Consider the following 18,916-nt stretch of genomic DNA (forward strand, 5'->3'; position numbering starts at 1 on the left):
GTTGAATATCATGAAACTGGCTTAATTTTGGTCAGAGGTCTTGACACACGCCTTCAAGGTGGCCGATTATGCGGACTGCCCGGCGAACGATTGTTCCCACTCTCTGGCTCCAGCACACATAACCGGCTTTCTTCTTCACCGGTTGCTTCATCTAGCCAGCACCTTGTTTCAGCTTTTTTGTTCAATACGTTCAGGGGCACCCCTGTCATTCCAACTTTCGTTTACTTCCATTCCTGATAAATCCTACAAATTATGAATCTTACTGAACTCAAGCAGAAATCTGTGCCCGAATTGCTCGAAATCGCGCTGGAAATGGGCCTCGATAACCTCGCCCGTTCGCGCAAACAGGACGTGATCTTCAGTATTCTGAAGAAGCACGCCAAGAGCGGCGAAGACATTTACGGTGATGGTGTACTGGAGATTCTGCAGGACGGTTTCGGTTTCCTTCGTTCTGCTGATGCCTCCTACCTGGCCGGGCCTGACGATATTTACGTGTCGCCCAGCCAGATCCGTCGCTTCAACCTGCGCACCGGTGACACCGTATCCGGCAAGATTCGGCCACCGAAAGACGGCGAGCGTTACTTTGCTCTGCTGAAAGTTAACGAGATTAACTTTGATAAACCGGACAACGCTCGTAACAAGATTCTGTTCGAAAACCTGACGCCCCTGTTTCCAGACGAGCGCTTGCCCCTCGAAGCCGGTAATGGCAGCACCGAAGATCTGTCATCACGGGTACTCGACCTCGTGTCACCCATCGGTAAAGGTCAGCGTGGTCTGATTGTATCGCCGCCAAAGGCCGGTAAAACCTTGTTGATGCAGGGCATTGCCCAGTCTATCGTGCGCAACAATCCGGAATGTCATCTGATCGTACTGCTGATCGATGAGCGTCCGGAAGAAGTGACCGAGATGCAGCGCACCGTGCGTGGCGAAGTCATCGCTTCTACCTTTGATGAGCCTCCGGCCCGTCACGTTCAGGTGGCCGACATGGTGATCGAAAAAGCCAAGCGTCTGGTCGAGCACAAGAAGGATGTCATCATCCTGCTGGACTCCATCACCCGCCTGGCTCGTGCCTACAACACGGTGATCCCGTCCTCCGGTAAAGTACTCACCGGTGGTGTTGATGCCCATGCGCTGGAGAAGCCGAAGCGTTTCTTCGGTGCCGCCCGTAACGTAGAAGAGGGTGGCAGCCTGACCATTCTGGCGACCGCGCTGGTTGATACCGGTTCCAAGATGGACGAAGTGATCTACGAGGAGTTCAAGGGTACCGGTAATATGGAAATCCATCTGGACCGCAAGATCGCTGAGAAGCGCGTCTACCCGGCCATCAACATCCGTCGCTCCGGCACCCGCCGTGAAGACCTGTTGATGACCGAAGCGGACATCCAGCGTGTGTGGATCCTGCGCAAGCTGCTGCACTCTATGGACGATGACACTGCGGCACTCGAATTCCTGCTGGACAAGCTGCGGGATTCCAAGACCAATGACGAATTCTTCCAGTCCATGAAGCGTCGTTGATACTGGTTTTTGGGGGCGCCGTTCAGAGTCTCTGCGCGCACGGATTGTCATAAGGATTGTCAATTCCAAAGATCGAAGAATGAGGCAGGGAGGGGGTGCCAAAACAATCAGGGAAACCATGTTTCCCGTTTTGGCGCCCCCTCCCTGTCTCGTTCTAACTCCAGATGTTTAATCTCCAGGCGAGGGGCAGTCCAGAACAGCCCGAACTCCGTAGTACCGTAGACCAAGAACGGAGCACACCATGAAATACAACGACCTCAGAGACTTCATTAACCAGCTGGAAAAGCTGGGTGAACTGAAACGCATCAGCGTAGAAGTCGACCCCCACCTGGAAATGACCGAAATCTGCGACCGAACCCTGCGGGCCGGTGGCCCAGCGTTGTTGTTTGAAAATCCCAAAGGTTACGACATGCCTGTGCTTGCCAACCTGTTCGGCACTCCCAAGCGGGTCGCCCTCGGGATGGGACAGGACGACGTGGCAGCCCTGCGTGACGTTGGCAAACTCCTGGCGTTCCTGAAAGAACCCGATCCCCCCAAGGGCTTCAAGGATGCGTTGGAAAAACTGCCGATCTTCAAGCAGGTCATGCGCATGAGCCCGAAAGTGCTGCGATCCGCACCTTGCCAGGACGTAGTGATTGAAAAAGACCAGGTCGACCTTTACCAGATTCCGGTACAGCATTGCTGGCCCGGAGATGCCGGTCCGCTAGTTACCTGGCCGCTGGTGATCACTCGTGGCCCCAATAAAGAGCGGCAGAATCTCGGCATTTACCGGCAGCAGGTCATCGGGCGCAACCGGCTGATTATGCGCTGGCTTAGCCACCGTGGCGGGGCGCTGGATTATCAGGAGTTCCGCAAGGCCAACCCGGACAAGCCCTATCCGGTTGCCGTGGCCCTGGGTGCCGATCCGGCCACCATTCTGGGTGCCGTGACCCCGGTGCCAGACAGTTTGTCGGAATACGCATTTGCGGGCTTGCTGCGTGGTGCTCGCACCGAGCTGGTGAAAGCCGGGTTAAGTGATCTGCAGGTGCCCGCGAGTGCCGAAATCGTACTGGAAGGCTTTATTTATCCGGATGATATGGCTCCGGAAGGTCCCTTTGGCGATCATACCGGTTACTACAACGAAGTGGATCAGTTCCCAGTGTTTACCGTGGAGCGCATCAGCCACCGCCGAAATCCGATCTACCACAGCACCTACACCGGTCGGCCGCCTGATGAGCCGGCGATACTGGGGGTGGCGCTGAACGAAGTGTTCATCCCGATACTGCAGAAGCAGTTTCCGGAGATTGTCGATTTCTATCTGCCGCCGGAAGGCTGCTCCTATCGGCTGGCCATCGTCACCATGAAAAAACAGTACCCCGGCCATGCCAAACGGGTAATGATGGGCGTATGGTCATTTTTGCGGCAGTTCATGTACACCAAGTTCGTGATTGTCACAGACGACGATGTGAATGCGCGCAGCTGGGAAGATGTGATCTGGGCGATGACGACCCGAATGGACCCTGCCCGCGATACCACCCTGGTCGAGAGCACGCCCATCGACTACCTGGATTTTGCCTCGCCAGTGTCCGGCCTGGGTTCGAAAATGGGGATGGACGCCACCAATAAATGGCCCGGTGAAACCAACCGGGAGTGGGGCACGGCGATTGCCATGACCGATGAAGTGAAACAGCGAGTCGACGAACTGTGGGGCAGCCTAGGGATTGAAATTCCGACCGCCCGCCCCGACTGACAAGAGCACGCTGGTGCCTAGCGTGCGTCTGCAGCCTTCCGGGCTTGCCTGTCAGGCGGCGCCCGGCCGTGATCTGCTATCGGCGGCGGTGACGTCGGGCATCCGGGTGCCGGCTGCCTGCCGAAACGGCGTGTGTGAACTCTGTGAGGCCCGGCTGGTCAGTGGCCAGGCTATGAATACTCGTAATCAGCAACCCATAACGGTCGGCGAACGCCTGATGATGTGCCGGACCCAGGCGCTTACCGACCTTGAATTGGAGATACCTGCCGTTATGGCATCAGGAAATTATCAGCCCCGGAAGTTTCAGGCCAAAGTGGTGGATGTGCGTTCCATCAGCCACGATGTCTATCGGGTTGAACTGCAGTTGCCGGGGCGCCGGGATGTGGCTTTTCACGCCGGGCAATACCTGTCGGTGAATTTGCCAGACGCGGATCCATGCTACTTTTCTATTGCCAGTCGCCCGTCCGCCACCAACATCGAATTGCATATCCAGGCGTCGCCGGACTGGGTGTCCGCCCAGAAGGTGATTGATGCTCTGACCTCGGGTCAGGACGTCAGTGTCGAGCTGCCTCACGGCAAGGCGTGTCTGGCCGCAGCGCCAGCCAAGCCCATGGTTCTGGTGGCTGCCGGCACCGGTTTTGCCCAGATGAAAAGCCTGGTGGAGTATCTGCAGGAAACCGGTTTCAGTCAGCCCATCAAGCTGTTCTGGGGCGTGCGAAAGCATGAAGATATGTATCTTCGTTCACTTGCCCAGCAGTGGCACGATGACTGGGCTCCGTTCACGTTCCTTCCAGTGGTCGGTGACGACGAAGACAACGACTGGGGCGGTCATCATGATCAGCTGGTGCGAGCGGTGCTGGCTACTGGCTTTGACTGGTCGGCTGTGGAAGTGCACGCCAGTGGCTCACCGACTATGGTGTACACCTTGATGGATGCCCTGCTGGAAGCTGGCTTGCCGACGCAGGCGTTTTTCTCCGATGTGCTGGAATACGCGCCCCGCGGGTGAGCGTGTTGCCGCTGTAGCAACAAAGCCGGATCACTGATCCGGCTTTGTTGCTTTCGGGGGCTTGGCGGGCCGGCGCCATTTTCAGGCCCGTGGCATCGGCAATTCCGGCAGGCCATTCTCGGATTCCAGGCTCTGCATCAGTAACTTGATGCTGGCTTGTTCCTCTCCCATGTGGGCATTGAGCCGGCTCAATTCCGCCAGGGCCTCCCGGCTGCGGCGCAGGCGCAGGCTGGTCTCGAAATACTCCCTGGCTTTACCCCAGAGTTCGTTACGCAGGCTGAGTCGGCCCAAGGCCAGCAGAAGCTCGGCGTTGTTGGGGCGATCTTTCAGCCACTGTTCGGCCATCAGTAACTGTTCTTCTGGCTGATGACCCTTGATGCGTCCGTAAAGATTTATGAGCTCGTCACTCCAGTGATTTCTCAGCACCTTGCGCAACAGGGTTTCGGCTTGGGCCTCGTCACCCAGCCTGGCCAGCAATCTGGCATAGTCGCGGATGGTGTACTCATCCCGGCGAACAAATCCGGGTAGCTCATCCCACAGGCGGGTTAAAGGTTCCAGGGATGTCTTGGGATCGCTCTTGAGTTGGCGTTCGGTGTCTTCTGCGGCCCGTTCCAGCAGATTGTGCCAGACCTGTCGCTCAAGCTCGTCCAGTTCTTTCTCCGGTAGCACGCTGCGTTTGCGCAATTCCGGTGTCAGCCTGGAAAGCTCGCGCCAGTCCTCCAGTCGCAGGTAGGTGTTTTTCAGCAGCTTGAGCACGAACGGGTGATGGGGTGATTCTTTGCGCAACCTGAGCAAGGTCGCCAGCGCCTGCTCCAGGCGATTGCCTGCCAGTTGCAACTGGGCCTGGGTCAGGCCGACCGCCATGCTGGAGCCGGGAGTGCTTTCGTAAGCCTTGCGCAGCAGTTGGTCCACCGCCTCATGGTCGCCGGATTCAAACGCGGCCTGGGCCGCAGCAAGATAGTTGATCAGGGGTGTGTCGGCCCGGTCGGCAGAGGTGGCCAGCAGCTTACGGGCGCGGGGCCAGTTGCCCTCGGCCAGTGCCAGCAGGCCCTGCGTGGTGCGCCGACGGGCCCGGCGTTCGTTGCCACGGGCAACCCAGCCGGTGACCAGTCCGGGGCCATGGCGAAAGCGACGAAGTGTGTTGAAAAAGAATACCGCCAGCGCCACCAGAACCACGAACAGTCCGAGGCCGACCCAGAAGTTGGTCTCAATCAGGTAATGACCCAGGCTGATCCTGATGTAGCCGAGGTCGTAAGTCAGGCCCAATGACAAGGCGGTACCGATCAGCAAGGCAGCCAGCAGGATGAGCAGAAGCCGGATCATGAGTCGTTGCCCCTGCGTTCAGCGTCGTCGCCATTACCGGTCGCCATACGCCCAGCCAGGCGCTCTTTCAACAGGCCCAGAGACTGGCTGATGTCAGGCAGCTGCGGGTCGACATTGTGGCCAGCCAGTTCGTTCAAGGAATCGGCCAGCCCCCGGATTGCCGGGTTGGTGGCGTCGTACCAGTCGTTAATGGTTGTAATCGCTTTGGTCAGCGCCCGTTCATACAGGGGCTGATTGCCGCGCAGTACCGCCATTTCGGCTTCTTCCAGCATTAACTGAAGGTTGAGTCGGGCCCAGGCGCTCTGATCCGGTGACAACAAGGGCTTGACCGGTTCATCCAGGCGGCGAACCACCACCACCTGCTGCAGGGTGTCGACAAAGCGATTCCAGCCGTGTATCAACCGGTTGCGGTTATCGTCCGGTGCGCCCGGGTCGTCCGCGATTTTCAAACCTGGTGCCTGCTCGTGAACCAAAGCAAGATCGGTGAGGTCGTTGACGCTGGCAATGGCCGCTTCAAGTTGCAGGTACAGGCCAGTGCGATCAACGCCCTGAATGCTGCGCAGTGACAGAATCTCCCGGGCCAGCTGCTGGCGCACCGGGTAGACCCCGATGTCATCAGACTCTCTGAGCACTTCATCGGCGGACTCCAGGGCCGACAGGGCGCCCCGGATATCTTTTTCAATCAGCAGCCGCTGGTTGGCGATTCGCAACAGGTATTCGGCTTCGGCCAGCAGCCAGTCCGTCCGGGTGCGGTTGCCGGCTTCCAGCAGCTCGCGAGCGGTGTGATCGATCTGCCGTTGCTGGGTGGCAATCAGCTCTCGTTGATCCGATAGTTTGCTCTCAAGGGCCTGTAGTCGCTGGGCCTGCTCATTGCCACGGCTGCCATAGAGGTCTTCCAGTTGTGCCGTGTCTTGCCGGAGGTCCTGAATTACCCGAACGGTGGCTTCGTGGGTTCGCCATTGTTGCCAGTTCCACAGGGCCAGGATAACAGCCAACATCAGGGCGATCAGTGCGGCCAGCCAGATCGGCCATAGACGAGGTCGTTGAAATTTGGCCGGGTTAACGGGCGCAGGCAGTTGTTGTGTTGTTTCAGTCACGGGCATCCTTACTTGGTTTTCCGTTATTACCAGCTTCCCGCACCAGCCGGGAAGCTACACTGGTTACCAGATCCACATCGGCCAGGCCGTCAGGAACCAACAGGCTGCTGAAGCCGGCGCTGCGGGCCTGTTCCGCTATTCGTTCTGCCGGAACCACCAGAAGCGCATGATAGAGCGTCTGATGGTAGTTGGCTCCGATTTCGATCAGATTGTTCAGGGTTTCCCCGGAAAGCGCAATGATCACCTCTGGCTGAAACCGGTCGAAATTGTCCTGGACCTGTTCTGGAGGATAGTACGGTCGGAAGCGTCGGTACAGGGGCAGGACCGATATCCTGGCGCCTCGCTGTTCAAGCGTTTCGCGGATCAGTTCCCGGCCCTGCTCACCCCGGGCCAGCAGAACCTTCTCGTGTTCGAGCTGTTGCAGCGACGGCAGGGCCAGCAGCGCTTCGCTGGTCCAGCCCTGGGTCGGTCTGCGTGGGCGCAGGCCCTGTTTACTGAACACCGCTGCGGTTCCGGCGCCAACCCCGTACCACTGAAGGCCCATGGGCATCTGTGGCCACCACTGCTCGATTTCGTCCAGCAGCAGCTTCGCCGCGTAAGGGCTGACGGCAATAATATGGCGGAAGTTGTTCAATTCCTGTAGCAGTGCCCTGCGCTCAGGTGTCTCCGGTAACGGTTCTCGCGTTACCAGAGGCATCAGGCGCACGTTGGCACCGACGCTGCGAAAGACCTCGGCCAGGCGCGAAGCTTCTGGTTCCGGCCGGCATATCAGTATGCGTCGGCCCTGCAGGGGCAGGGCCTGGACGTCATGATCAGCGGGGGGTGTGACCATAAATCTCTGCCAGTACCTTGTCGGCACCTAACGCCAGCAGTTGCTCGGCCAATTCCCGGCCCAGGCGCTCGCCCTCAGCTCTTGGGGCCCGGCCTTCGACGCGGAAGATCTGGCTACCATCGACGGCACCGACCAGGCCGCGCAGCCAAACTGTGGTGTCATTGTCTTCCAGCAGGGCATAGGCGGCGATGGGCACCTGGCAGCCACCTTCGAGGCGTCGGTTCAGCGCGCGCTCGGCTTTGACGCGATCGGCGGTGTCGACGTGGTTCAGCGGGGCCAGCAGCTGCTGGAGGTCATTGTCTTCAAGCCGGCATTCGATGCCCAGGGCACCCTGGCCAACGGCAGGCAAAGACAGGGTGTCGGGCATGCAATAGCGGATACGATCATGGAAGCCCAGACGCTTGAGGCCCGAGCTGGCCAGCACAATGGCGTCGTACTCACCTGCATCAAGTTTCGCCAGGCGGGTATTGACGTTACCACGCAGCATCTTAATTTCGAGGTCCGGGCGATTGGCCCTTAGCTGGGTTTCCCGGCGCAGGCTGGAGGTGCCGACCACGGCGCCCTGGGGGAGTTGTTCCAGGGTGTCATAGTGATTGCTCACGAAGGCGTCGGTCGGGTCGTCGCGCTCGCAGATGGCGACCAGGCCCAGGCCTTCGGGGAATTCCATGGGCACGTCTTTCATCGAGTGCACAGCGAGGTCTGCACGGCCATCGAGCATGGCTTCTTCCAGTTCTTTGACGAACAGCCCCTTACCACCAATTTTGGCCAGGGGCACATCCAGAATCTTGTCACCCTGGGTTTTGATCTTTACCAGCTCCACGGTGAGGTGATCGTGCAGCCTTTCCAGTTCGGCTTTGATGAATTCCGCCTGCCAAAGCGCCAGGGCGCTGCTACGGGTTGCAATGCGAAGGGTACGTGTTGACATGGCACTCACTGTCGTTGGGGAAAATGTGCTCCAAGGTTACCTTGTAGCAGCAAAAAAGTCCCGTGGCGGCCTGGCGTCTACCCCGTCAGGGGGAGGGCTGGCGTTCCTGTAGCCATTGCCGAACATGGCTGGCATGGCGCCGGCTGACCGGCAGCGGCGCGCCTGAGTCGTTGAGCAATAGACTGTTCTGGCCGTCGGTATTGCGTCGCAGGGCATGAATGAAGCGCACACCGACCAGGGTATGTCGGTGGATGCGCAGCAGGTAGTCCGGATACGCTTGTTCCAGCTCTTTCAGAGTGTAGTCGCAGACGGTTTCGCCCCGGCTGTGATGCAGGGTGACGTATTTCTGATCGGCCTCGCAGTAGCGCACATCGGCCAGATCGATCAGTTCGGTGCCTCGATGTGTGCGCACGGCCAGTTGTCCGGACCCGACATCGGCGGTCTGGGTGAGCGCCTGAAACTGCACGCGATTGACTTTGCCGGCCCGGGCCAGCGCATCCGCCAGTGCTTCCCGGCGCACTGGCTTCAACAGGTAAGCCACCGCACTCACTTCAAAGGCTTTGATGGCGTAGTGATCATAGGCGGTGCTGAAAATTACCGCCGGTGGGTTGTTGAGCTGGCTCAGTTGTTCCGCGGCCTCCATACCGTCCATGCCCGGCATGCGAATATCCAGCAACACGATGTCGGGTTCCAGTTCGGCCACCTTACGTAAGGTGTCGTTGCCGTCTGCGGCTTCGCCACAGACTGTGTAATCGGGCAGCGCATCCACCAGCCGCTGGATGCGCTGCCGGGCCAGGGGTTCGTCGTCTGCGATCAGAATGCGCTGCGGTGCTGAGGTCATGGATATCCTGTTAACGCCGGGCGGTAGTGGCCGGCTCGCTGACGGTTCGTTTCGGTAACCTGAGTGTTACGGTGTAGATGTTGTTTTGCTGGCTGTGTTTGAGCACCGCCGGTTCACCAAACAGGGCCTGCAACCTGGCCTGGGTGTTGATCAGGGCGATCTGGTTGCCCTGGTGCTGGCGTTCGTTGGTTTCCGGTTTCGGGTTTTGCACCATCAAATAGACGAAGTGGCCTTTGGCGGTGACTTCAATGCGAACGGTGCCGCCCTCGGGCCGGGGCTGAACGCCGTGATAGATGGCGTTTTCAACCAGCGGCTGCAGGGTCAGTGGCGGTATGGCCTGCTGTTCCAGCCCTGACTGGATGTCCCATTCCAGCGTTAACCGATCCCCCAATCGCAAGGCTTCAATGGCCAGATAGCGCTGGCACAGGTCCAGTTCCCGGCTGAGCGGGACCAGCTGATCATCGGTGCGCAGGCTGGCGCGAAACAGCTCGGAAAGGTCCAGTACCGCCTCTTCAGCCTGCTCCGGGTTGGTGGCGATCAGGCTGGCGATGGTGTTCATGCTGTTGAACAGAAAGTGCGGCTGAATCCGGGCCTGCAGTGAGGTCAGCCGGGCCTGCATTTCGGCCTCCCGTTGCTGCTGCCACTGGTGCTGCAGGTAAAAATAGCGCAGCACCATCAATACGATAAGTAAGGCCAGCAACAATTTTTTGGCAATGCCCTGCCACAGGGCAACCCCGGGCTCCGGATGCAGTACGCTGTCGGCAAACAGGCTGAACGCCAGCACGTCCAGCAGCACGATGGCAACAATGGCCAGAGTGGCGCGGGCCACACTCATCCGCGCCAGCCAAGGGCGTAGCAGGCAGATCAGTGCCGCGCTGGTGAGCGTGGTCCATTGCACAAACAGCGACAACAAACCGAAGTAGTTCCAGTCAATCCAGCTGCGCTCGGCCTGTACGATGGCCAGCACCAGCACCAGCAGCTCACTGGTGATCAGCAACAGGAACACGGCCCGCACCCGGCACAGGTCGGGCACGTAAAAGTCTTCGGTATCCTGGGTGTTGATGCTTCTGTCAGGCTTCAGGGGTGTCTCCTCAACCGGGACTGGAATGCTATACTGCCGCAAATTATCACTTATTCATGGCCCGCGTGACCATGCCGGGCTGTCAGCAGGAAAGATAGACCATGACGGATCAGAAAAAGTCTGACCAGACCACAACCTCCGAAAAACCCTGGGGCGGCCGCTTCAGTGAGCCCACTGATGCCTTTGTAGAGCGCTTTACCGCCTCGGTCGGTTTTGATCAACGCTTGTATCACCATGATATTACCGGCTCGATTGCCCATGCCACCATGCTGGCGAAAGTGGGCGTGCTCACCGATGAGGAGCGCGACCAGATAATCGAAGGCCTGAAGGGCGTGAAAGAGGACATCGAAGCGGGTCGCTTTGAATGGTCCGTGAGCCTCGAAGACGTGCACATGAACATCGAAGCACGTCTGACCGACCGTATCGGCATCACCGGCAAGAAACTGCACACCGGCCGCAGCCGGAATGATCAGGTGGCTACCGATATTCGCCTGTACCTGCGTGATGAAATTGACGTGATTGCGGAAGAGCTCAAGCGCCTGCAGGCGGGCCTGCTGGATCTGGCCGAGCGTGAAGCCGATACCATCATGCCCGGCTTTACCCACCTGCAAACCGCTCAGCCGGTGACCTTTGGTCACCATCTGCTGGCTTGGTACGAGATGCTTGTGCGCGATGCCGATCGGCTGCAGGACTGCCGCAAGCGGGTGAACGTGATGCCTTTGGGTGCGGCTGCGCTGGCCGGGACCACTTACCCGATTGACCGCAACCTGACCGCCGAGCTGCTGGGCTTTGACCGGGCCTCCGAGAACTCGCTGGATTCGGTCAGCGACCGGGATTTTGCCATTGAATTCTGTAGCTTTGCCGCGCTGCTGATGACCCACATGTCCCGCTTCAGCGAAGAACTGGTGCTGTGGACTTCGGCCCAGTTCGACTTCATTGATCTGCCAGATCGCTTCTGCACCGGCTCCTCGATCATGCCCCAGAAGAAGAATCCGGACGTGCCGGAACTGGTGCGCGGCAAGACCGGTCGGGTGAATGGCCATCTGGTCAGCCTGCTGACCCTTATGAAGAGCCAGCCACTGGCTTACAACAAGGACAACCAGGAAGACAAGGAGCCGCTGTTCGATACCGTCGATACCATAAAAGGCTGCCTGAAGGCCTATGCCGACATGATCCCGTCGATCCGGGCTAAAGCGGATAACATGAAAATAGCGGCCAAGCGCGGTTTTTCTACCGCGACCGACCTGGCGGATTACCTGGTCAAGAAAGGTGTGGCGTTCCGTGATGCCCATGAGATTGTCGGCAAATCTGTCGCCTTCGGTGTGGCCGAAAGCCGTGATCTGTCGGAGATGACCCTGGAAGAACTGCACCAGTTCTCCGAGGTGATCGGCGAGGATGTGTTTGATGTGCTGACTCTGGAAGGCTCGGTGCAGGCGCGGGATCACCTGGGTGGTACCGCACCCAATCAGGTGCGCGCCGCCGTTGCCCGGGCCCGGCAGGCCCTGAAATAACCTAAGATCTTGCCACAACGACCGGTAACGGTCATGGCCCCGGAGGCTTCTCAGCCGCCAATGCGACCGGTGCTCAGGTTGACGGCGGCGGGCTTCAGTTCCGTTAAGGGCCGGGGCCGCGATAACCGGTAACCCTGACCGAAGTGAATGCCCAGGGTGCGCACTTTCCTCAGGGTTTCGTCGCTTTCGATAAAGGTGGCCACGGTTTCTTTGCCGGCGGCTTCGGCAATCCGGTGCAGGGCGTCCACCATGATCTGCTGCACCGGATCACTGGCCAGATCGTTCATGATGCGCCGGTCCAGTTTGATGATGTCAACCGGCAGGTTGGCGGCCAGGCTGTAGCTTTCCACCGAGGCGCCGGCGCCTTCGAGTGCCACCCGGCAGCCGACCCGGTGCAGGGCATCGCACAGCACCGCCACTTCATCCGGATATTGGGTTGCGTGAGACTCCCGGATTTCCAGGCAGAAGCACCGGGCCTGGAACGGCGAGTGGGCCAACACCTGTTCCATAAAGTCGGCAAAGGTGTCGTCCAGCACGGTCGCCAGTGACAGGTTAAAACCGCAGTATTTCAGTCGTGGTTCGAGCAGCCGGTGCTGGCCCAGAAAGTCCAGGGTTTGCCGGATAACTTGTCGGTCCAGGCGCTTGGCCAAATCAAAGCGCTCGGCAATGGGAAGAAACTGATCGGGTGTCAGCGGTGCATCGTGTTCACCCGTCCCGGGAACCCGGCACAGGATCTCGATGTGATCGCCCCAGGTAACACTGGCTACCGGTTTCAGGTTCTGGAACTCCAGAATCAGCTCCCCGTTATCCAGAGCTTGCAGCAACTGTTCAAGTTGATGGTCACTGCCGTTGTTCACCAGCTCGCCGGCAACCGCGTGGGCGGTGTGGATGCGGTTTCGGCCGGAAGTCTTGGCGGTGTGGCACAGATCTGCAGCCTGAGTGAGCAGCTGTTCAGCGGGTTCGGGAGCGTCTTTGTCCAGTATCAGCAAGCCGCCGCTGGCGGTGGTCTTTAGCTGGCGGCCCTGCCATTTAAACTGGAATTGGGCGATCTGCTCGCGGATTTCCTCGGCCAGTTTGCGGGCTCTGGGTTCGGGGCAGTTTTCGATGAACAATGCAAAGGTGTCTCCGGATAATCGCGCCAGGGCATCCCGGTTGCGTACCCGCAGACCAAGAATGGCAGCCAGTTCGCGCAGATAGCGATCGCAGGTGCCGCTGCCGGCGGTTTCGTTGAATTGTTGGAAACTGTCGAGGTCGACAAACAGCAAACCATCCACGGATTGGCGTTTACGCTTATGCTTTATGGCCCGTTCCAGGTGCTCGACAAAGGAGCGTCGGTTCATCAGGCCGGTGATCGGATCGTGGCGCATGCGGTAGTCGCCGCTGCCATTGTGCTGAATCCGGTTGCTGATGTCTTTGGCCACGTGTACCGCGCCGATCACCTCACCCTGTGTGCTCCGGATATCCTGGAAATGGAACTCGTAAACCGGTAACCCCTCGCCCTGGCGATTCAGCGGCATCTGCGCAACGAAGTGCTCCCGGTCAAAGGCCCGTTGCCACAGGCGTTCAATCAGCCGGCGTTCATTGGGAAAGTCACTGAGCAGAACTTTCAGGTTGTCACCGGGCCTGGGTTCCTGGCTGAACGCGCTGCTGAACTGGGCGGCCCAGGGCGTGTTGAAGTGCAGCAGATTGAGGTTGATATCGACCGCTACCACAAGATCAGGAGTGGCGCTCGCAGTGGCTTCAAGAATACGTTGGGCTTGCTGCCTGGCGTGGTCGTGACGCATGGCTTCGCTGTGATTGACCATCACCCCGCCGAGTTTTTGCACCCGACCCCCGTTTTTCAGGGCACGCCCGGCCAGCGTTACCCGCTGCACGTGTTGCCGGCCGGTGGTCATGACCAGCTCAAGGCTGAACGACTGCCCGGTGCGCATGCAGCGTCGGAACAGCGCCCGTACCCGGTTCTGACCCGTCTGGCAGTAAAACAGGGCTTGCTCCGGTGACAGCTCGGTGCCCGGGCGCAGTTCCAGTAACCGATACATGCCGTCCGACCAGCTGATTTCATTAGTGGGTAGGTTCAGTTCCCATAAGCCAAAGCCGGCGCCCTGTTCCGCCAGAGTGAGCAGGCGGCTGTCCATCTCGCTGCTGTCTTTGAAGGCGATGGCTGCGTTGGCCGCCCGGTCGGAGTCGCGCACTTCCATGCGTAGGCCCAGGCTGGCGGTAAAAAAGAAGCCATCTTTGTGGCGGAAGGTGACGAGCACAGTCTGGCCGTTATCAAGATAATGCCGGTGCGCCGGTGCGAACGGATCGTCCTGTCGGGATGCCAGTACCCGTTGCACCGGTTGCCCGGTAAGGTCGACCGAGGTGTAGCCAAACATGGACTCGGCATGGCGGTCGGTCTGAACAATGCGGCCGTCGTCGTCCACCCGCAGGCGGGTAGGGTGGATGGCCGGGCCGGCGGGGTCCGGTCGATAGCGTTGAATCAGGAATTCTTTCACAGCTCACATGCCTCGTCTGGATCATCCGATTGCGGCGGCTGCCGTAGAGCGGTCATCCTTTTATTTTTTTACCGGTTTTGCCACGATTCGTTCATCATACGGACTATCTTGCTGAAAATAACCATTCGCCGGAGCTGCCTTGACCGTTCACGCACCGCCCATTGTTCTCGATTTCGAGGATGGCATTGATCGCAAAACCCTGCGACGGTTGCGGGACCGGTTTCTGCTGGTTAATCAACAGCGCTGGCTGCGGGCCCGCTCGGCGCTGACCTATCGACAACAAGTTGTGCTCGAGCTGTTGCCGCTGGTGTTTCATCGCAATCATCCGGCGTTGCCAGGCTACCTGGACGGCGATTGCCCTCAAGGCATTGCCGGCTACACGCCGGCCGCTGAGGTACTGGATGCCGCCCGCCGGTTTGCCCGTAGTTTCAGTTACCGGGATCAGGGCCGACGCAAAGCAGATCTGGACAGCCTGTTTCTGATGGGCAGCCCTGGCACTTTGGGCCACTCGGTGGCCAGTGATCTGGATATCTGGCTGTGTCATCGGGAAGATCTGCCCGAACACGGCATTCATTGCCTGGAGCGCAAGGCCGACAGCCTCTCACAATGGGCGGCCACGCTCGGGGTTGAGCTGCATGTGTTTGTGTTTTCTGCCGCGGACTGGCGAGCCGGCCGGCAGCGCGCCGAAGTCACCGGGGAAAATTGCGGCAGTGCCCAGCACTTCCTGTTGTTGGATGAGTTCTATCGGACCAGCATTCACCTGGCCGGGCAATACCCGTTGTGGTGGCTGATCCCGGCCGAAGCCGAAGCCGATTACGATCAGTGCCGGCGCCGGCTGGTGGAGTGTCGCTTCATCAAGGCCAGTGACTACATCGATTTTGGTGCGGTACCGTCGATTCCGCCGGAGGAGTTCCCCGGTGCTGGTATCTGGCAACTGTACAAGGGTATCGACGCACCCTGGAAAGCCATTCTGAAATTGCTGCTGATTGAATGCTATGCCACCGACGACTCATACCCGCTGCTGTCGGCCAGCTTCAAGCAAGCGATCTATCAGGGCCAGACCAGTGCTGATGCGCTGGATCCCTATGTGATTCTGTACCAGCGCCTTGAACAGTGGTTGCTGGCCAGTGGCACTCCCGAACGGTTGGATCTGGTCCGTCGCAGTCTTTACCTGAAGGCTGGTCTGCCACTGACTCGGGCCGGCAACGCCGGTGACCAGTGGCGCATTGAACTGTTGCGCAGTCTGGTGCAACACTGGGGTTGGTCAAACGCCCGAGTGCAATCCCTGGACGACCGCCAACGCTGGCGGGCCGAGGAAGTAACCGCGCTGCGCAGAAGTGTGGTAGCAGAACTGACCCACAGTTACCGTTTACTGTCGCGGCTGGCCAGAGAGCAGGAAGCCCGGGCCGCCATCACCGCCAACGACATCAACCTGCTGGGCCGCAAACTGTATGCGGCTTTTCAGCGCAAGGCTGGTAAGGTTGAGCTGGTGAATCCCGGGCTGGTGCCGTCGCTGGCCGAAGAGAACCTGTCGTTTCATCATCAGTCCGAGCAGGGAGGCGGGGGCGATGGCTGGCTCCTGTATCGGGATCTTGAGGACCCGTCCGACGCGTTTTGGCAGCCGGTGATCCGCCGTGCCGGTAATCTCGCCGAGTTATTGATGTGGTGTTACTGCAACGGGCTGCTCAGCCGGTCCACCCGGCTCAATGTGCGGGCGGGCAGGAGCGTGGCCACGGTCGCGGAACTGAAAGACATCCTTGAGGTGTTGTCCGGATTTCTGCCACTGCCGCTGGCGCCGGCATCCCGGGCGGCCCTGTCTCGGGCGGTGCGACCTTTGAAGAATCTGTTGTTGATCAATGTCGCGGTGGATCCCCAGGCCCATCTGACCGAGAGGGGCTTGCACAAACTCAGTTCGCGCTCGGATTCGCTCGGGTTTAGTGGTGGCAGGGACAATCTGGTGGTGACCATTGACCAGATCACCCTGAACAGCTGGCACGAAGTCAGCCTGCAGCACTATGCCGCCGGCGATACTCTGATTCAGTGCCTGAAAAATGTGCTGGCGCCGGTGGCGATGAATCCTTCGCAACTGCCCGAGATTCAGGTGTCGGCGCCCAGTCGTGGCCATGGTCAGGCTATTGCCCGTCGGGTCCGGGAGTTGTTTGCCGATGTTCTGCGCCAGTTCTTCGCCGGCGGCTCGGGGCCGCACCCGTTGCGTTACATCATTGAAGTGGATCATCGCTACTTCCTGTTGCAGTTTGCCGGCCAGGAGCCTGGATTTGTGGCCCTGGAAGACCGCGAGGCATTGATGGAGGTTTTGCTTCAGCCCCAGGAGCATTACCTGCCAGCGGTGCCGGACCGTCATGCCTTGCTGGATGAGCCGGTATTGAGGGCGGTCTGCCAGGCCTCAGAAGCCGGTAACATCCAGGTGTTCTGGCGGCTTCAAGACGAGCGCGGGCAGATCTGGGTGGTCGATGAACAGGGCAGCTTGTGGACCCGCTCGATCCAGGCAGGCCATCGCAGCCATCTGCTGGGCCCGCTGTTGCGCTTCCTGGACAATCTGGTCGAGCGGCGCCTGTTGCGCCAGGCCGACAACATCGACCCGGTGAGTGGCCTGCGTTGTTATGAAATGGTGCGCCGCGACGGCCATTGGCTGGCCGAGAGCCGGCCGCAGCAGGAGGTCAGAATGCCGCCTTCGGGGCTGGAAGTGCAGGCCGTGGGGATCCAGCCAGGAGACAGCACGCTCAGGTTCGACATTTACTGCAACGATCAGGAATTCAGTGTGCAGGAATACGGTGATCGGCTGATTCCGGCGGTGGCGCATTACATCCGCTCGTTACGCCAGAGCGGTGAATCTTACCCGGTCTACCTGACCGACCTGCACCTGCCCCACGATCTGGACCCTCGGTTCTATCAGCGCGACATCCAGACCGGCCAGTACCTCTACTACCGTTCCAGACTCGAGGATGCCCTTAACAGTTATTTGTCCTGAGCGGCTGCCTCCCTCGCGGTACAGGGCGCGTGTCGGGTATACTTCGCCCATTATTCATCCAGGGGAACGGCTATGCAGGTTGGACCATTGCACCGGCCACGGTTTGCGGCCTTGATACTGCTTGTGTTGATGGTTTCCGGGTGTGGCCAGAAAGGCCCGTTATACCGGGACGGCGTAGTGCCGGCGGCAGAGCCCGCCAGCGCTGCCAATCAGCCGGGCCAACTTGAAACAGCGACCGAAAACGAGGCGCCACCACAGCGCTGATTGCCAGCGCCAACCCTTGTCGCCGCCCTGTCCAGACCTTCAGGAACAACATGGATCACTTCAACTATCGTAACGGCGAGCTGTACGCCGAAGATGTGCCGGTTGCCAGCATCGCCGAGCGTTTCGGCACTCCGGCCTATGTCTACTCCCGAGCTACTCTGGAGCGACATTACCGCGCCTACGACGAGGCGCTCAGTGGGCACCCCCATCTGGTGTGCTACGCGGTCAAGGCCAACAGTAACCTGGCCGTGCTCAACGTATTGGCCCGTCTGGGCGCCGGTTTCGACATCGTCTCTGCCGGTGAGCTGGAACGGATACTTCGGGCTGGTGGGGATGCCAGCAAGGTGGTGTTTTCCGGCGTCGGCAAGCAGCCATGGGAAATGAAACGGGCGCTGCAGGCGGGCGTGCGCTGTTTCAATGTCGAATCTGATACCGAACTGGACCGGCTTAATGCCGTTGCCGGAGAGTTGGGGGTCAAAGCGCCGGTGTCGCTGCGGGTAAATCCGGATGTTGACGCCGGCACCCACCCTTACATTTCTACCGGTTTGAAAGAGAACAAGTTCGGCATCGACATTGCCGAAGCTCCGAAGGTGTACGCTCGTGCCGCCAGCCTGCCGAATCTGGACGTTCACGGTGTCGATTGCCATATCGGTTCACAGCTGACGTCGGTGTCGCCGTTCCTGGATGCGCTGGACCGGGTATTGACGTTGATCGACACCCTGGCGCAGCAGGGCATTCATATCCGCCATCTGGATATGGGCGGCGGGCTTGGCGTGACTTACGATCAGGAGCAGCCGCCCCAGCCTTCGGACTATGTCAAGGCGCTGGCGGAGAAGCTGGGTGACCGCAAGCTGGAGCTGATTCTGGAGCCTGGCCGGTCGATCGCCGCAAATGCCGGCATTTTGTTGACCCGGGTAGAGCTCCTCAAGTGCACCGAACACCGAAACTTCGCGATCATTGATGCGGCGATGAATGATCTGATCCGCCCGGCCCTCTACAGCGCCTGGCAGGCGATTATTCCTGTTCAGCCACATCAGCAGGGTGATGAAAAAAGCTGGGATCTGGTCGGCCCGGTTTGTGAAACCGGGGATTTCCTGGGCAAGGATCGCCATTTGCGATTGCAGGCAGGGGATTTGCTGGCGGTTCGCTCTGCCGGTGCCTATGGCTTTGTCATGGCGTCCAATTACAATACCCGCAACCGGCCGCCGGAGCTGATGGTGGATGGCGACCAGGTGCATGTGGTGCGCCGCAGGGAAACCCTGGAAGACCAGCTGGGCCCTGAAAGTTGCCTGCCGGAATGAACGTGGA

At 59.5% G+C, this 18,916-nt stretch carries 14 protein-coding genes; 7 read left to right on the plus strand and 7 right to left on the minus strand.

The window, feature by feature from the left end:
• Window positions 1-252: 252 nt before the first annotated feature.
• The 3 genes from rho (at window position 253) to C7H08_RS02160 (ending at window position 4,250) form a co-directional block, all read left to right on the plus strand.
• Entirely contained in the window at window positions 253-1,515 is a 1,263-nt protein-coding gene (gene rho, locus C7H08_RS02150) for a transcription termination factor Rho (RefSeq protein ID WP_106670104.1), read from the plus strand.
• A 241-nt stretch (window positions 1,516-1,756) separates the two neighbouring features.
• Complete coding sequence (ubiD, locus tag C7H08_RS02155; protein WP_106670105.1) at window positions 1,757-3,244, plus strand: 4-hydroxy-3-polyprenylbenzoate decarboxylase; 1,488 nt, start codon at window positions 1,757-1,759, stop codon at window positions 3,242-3,244.
• A 22-nt stretch (window positions 3,245-3,266) separates the two neighbouring features.
• Window positions 3,267-4,250 carry a 2Fe-2S iron-sulfur cluster-binding protein gene (locus C7H08_RS02160; RefSeq protein ID WP_227663221.1) on the plus strand — a complete coding sequence of 328 codons (984 nt, stop codon included), beginning with the start codon at window positions 3,267-3,269 and terminating at the stop codon, window positions 4,248-4,250.
• 81 nt (window positions 4,251-4,331) lie between these two features.
• On the opposite strand, the gene C7H08_RS02165 is transcribed toward C7H08_RS02160, so the two are convergent.
• The 6 genes from C7H08_RS02165 to C7H08_RS02190 form a co-directional block, all read right to left on the minus strand.
• Window positions 4,332-5,573: a heme biosynthesis HemY N-terminal domain-containing protein gene (locus tag C7H08_RS02165; protein WP_106670107.1), complete on the minus strand. Its 1,242-nt coding sequence runs from the start codon at window positions 5,571-5,573 to the stop codon at window positions 4,332-4,334.
• Complete coding sequence (locus C7H08_RS02170) at window positions 5,570-6,676, minus strand: uroporphyrinogen-III C-methyltransferase (protein WP_106670108.1); 1,107 nt, start codon at window positions 6,674-6,676, stop codon at window positions 5,570-5,572. Before C7H08_RS02170 ends, C7H08_RS02165 begins: the two co-directional genes overlap by 4 nt.
• The gene (locus tag C7H08_RS02175) at window positions 6,663-7,502 is read right to left on the minus strand and encodes a uroporphyrinogen-III synthase (RefSeq protein WP_106670109.1); all 840 of its coding nucleotides are present in this window, start codon (window positions 7,500-7,502) and stop codon (window positions 6,663-6,665) included. Before C7H08_RS02175 ends, C7H08_RS02170 begins: the two co-directional genes overlap by 14 nt.
• Window positions 7,483-8,427: a hydroxymethylbilane synthase gene (hemC, locus tag C7H08_RS02180; protein WP_106670110.1), complete on the minus strand. Its 945-nt coding sequence runs from the start codon at window positions 8,425-8,427 to the stop codon at window positions 7,483-7,485. Before hemC ends, C7H08_RS02175 begins: the two co-directional genes overlap by 20 nt.
• Before the next feature lie 85 nt (window positions 8,428-8,512).
• Entirely contained in the window at window positions 8,513-9,268 is a 756-nt protein-coding gene (locus tag C7H08_RS02185; RefSeq protein WP_106670111.1) for a LytR/AlgR family response regulator transcription factor, read from the minus strand.
• 10 nt (window positions 9,269-9,278) lie between these two features.
• A complete protein-coding gene (locus tag C7H08_RS02190; RefSeq protein ID WP_243411402.1) occupies window positions 9,279-10,349 on the minus strand; it encodes a sensor histidine kinase in 1,071 nt (356 codons plus the stop codon).
• 101 nt (window positions 10,350-10,450) lie between these two features.
• Between C7H08_RS02190 and argH the strand changes: the two genes are divergently transcribed.
• Window positions 10,451-11,860 carry an argininosuccinate lyase gene (argH, locus tag C7H08_RS02195; RefSeq protein ID WP_106670113.1) on the plus strand — a complete coding sequence of 470 codons (1,410 nt, stop codon included), beginning with the start codon at window positions 10,451-10,453 and terminating at the stop codon, window positions 11,858-11,860.
• Between the two features lie 50 nt (window positions 11,861-11,910).
• Here argH and C7H08_RS02200 read toward each other — a convergent pair whose 3' ends face one another.
• Window positions 11,911-14,355 (minus strand): EAL domain-containing protein, encoded by a 2,445-nt coding sequence (locus tag C7H08_RS02200; RefSeq protein ID WP_106670114.1) that lies wholly within the window; start codon window positions 14,353-14,355, stop codon window positions 11,911-11,913.
• A gap of 139 nt (window positions 14,356-14,494) precedes the next feature.
• Between C7H08_RS02200 and C7H08_RS02205 the strand changes: the two genes are divergently transcribed.
• The 3 genes from C7H08_RS02205 to lysA all read left to right on the plus strand — a co-directional run bounded on the left by C7H08_RS02205 (window position 14,495) and on the right by lysA (window position 18,909).
• Window positions 14,495-17,344, plus strand: coding sequence for a class I adenylate cyclase (locus tag C7H08_RS02205; RefSeq protein ID WP_106670115.1), 2,850 nt, complete (start codon window positions 14,495-14,497; stop codon window positions 17,342-17,344).
• 72 nt (window positions 17,345-17,416) lie between these two features.
• Window positions 17,417-17,608, plus strand: coding sequence for an LPS translocon maturation chaperone LptM (gene lptM, locus C7H08_RS02210; RefSeq protein WP_106670116.1), 192 nt, complete (start codon window positions 17,417-17,419; stop codon window positions 17,606-17,608).
• A 50-nt stretch (window positions 17,609-17,658) separates the two neighbouring features.
• The gene (gene lysA, locus C7H08_RS02215) at window positions 17,659-18,909 is read left to right on the plus strand and encodes a diaminopimelate decarboxylase (protein WP_106670117.1); all 1,251 of its coding nucleotides are present in this window, start codon (window positions 17,659-17,661) and stop codon (window positions 18,907-18,909) included.
• The last annotated feature ends 7 nt before the right edge of the window (window positions 18,910-18,916 follow it).

Origin of the sequence: Marinobacter halophilus (genome assembly GCF_003007685.1) — a bacterium.
Classification (GTDB): Bacteria; Pseudomonadota; Gammaproteobacteria; order Pseudomonadales; family Oleiphilaceae; genus Marinobacter; species Marinobacter halophilus.

Bases quoted from the DNA above. Each gene is read 5' to 3' on its own strand.
- argH (WP_106670113.1), top strand. From the start codon at position 10,451: ATGACGGATCAGAAAAAGTCTGACCAGACCACAACCTCCGAAAAACCC.
- hemC (WP_106670110.1), bottom strand. From the start codon at position 8,427: ATGTCAACACGTACCCTTCGCATTGCAACCCGTAGCAGCGCCCTGGCG.
- C7H08_RS02185 (WP_106670111.1), bottom strand. From the start codon at position 9,268: ATGACCTCAGCACCGCAGCGCATTCTGATCGCAGACGACGAACCCCTG.
- lptM (WP_106670116.1), top strand. From the start codon at position 17,417: ATGCAGGTTGGACCATTGCACCGGCCACGGTTTGCGGCCTTGATACTG.
- lysA (WP_106670117.1), top strand. From the start codon at position 17,659: ATGGATCACTTCAACTATCGTAACGGCGAGCTGTACGCCGAAGATGTG.
- ubiD (WP_106670105.1), top strand. From the start codon at position 1,757: ATGAAATACAACGACCTCAGAGACTTCATTAACCAGCTGGAAAAGCTG.
- C7H08_RS02175 (WP_106670109.1), bottom strand. From the start codon at position 7,502: ATGGTCACACCCCCCGCTGATCATGACGTCCAGGCCCTGCCCCTGCAG.
- rho (WP_106670104.1), top strand. From the start codon at position 253: ATGAATCTTACTGAACTCAAGCAGAAATCTGTGCCCGAATTGCTCGAA.
- C7H08_RS02170 (WP_106670108.1), bottom strand. From the start codon at position 6,676: ATGCCCGTGACTGAAACAACACAACAACTGCCTGCGCCCGTTAACCCG.
- C7H08_RS02165 (WP_106670107.1), bottom strand. From the start codon at position 5,573: ATGATCCGGCTTCTGCTCATCCTGCTGGCTGCCTTGCTGATCGGTACC.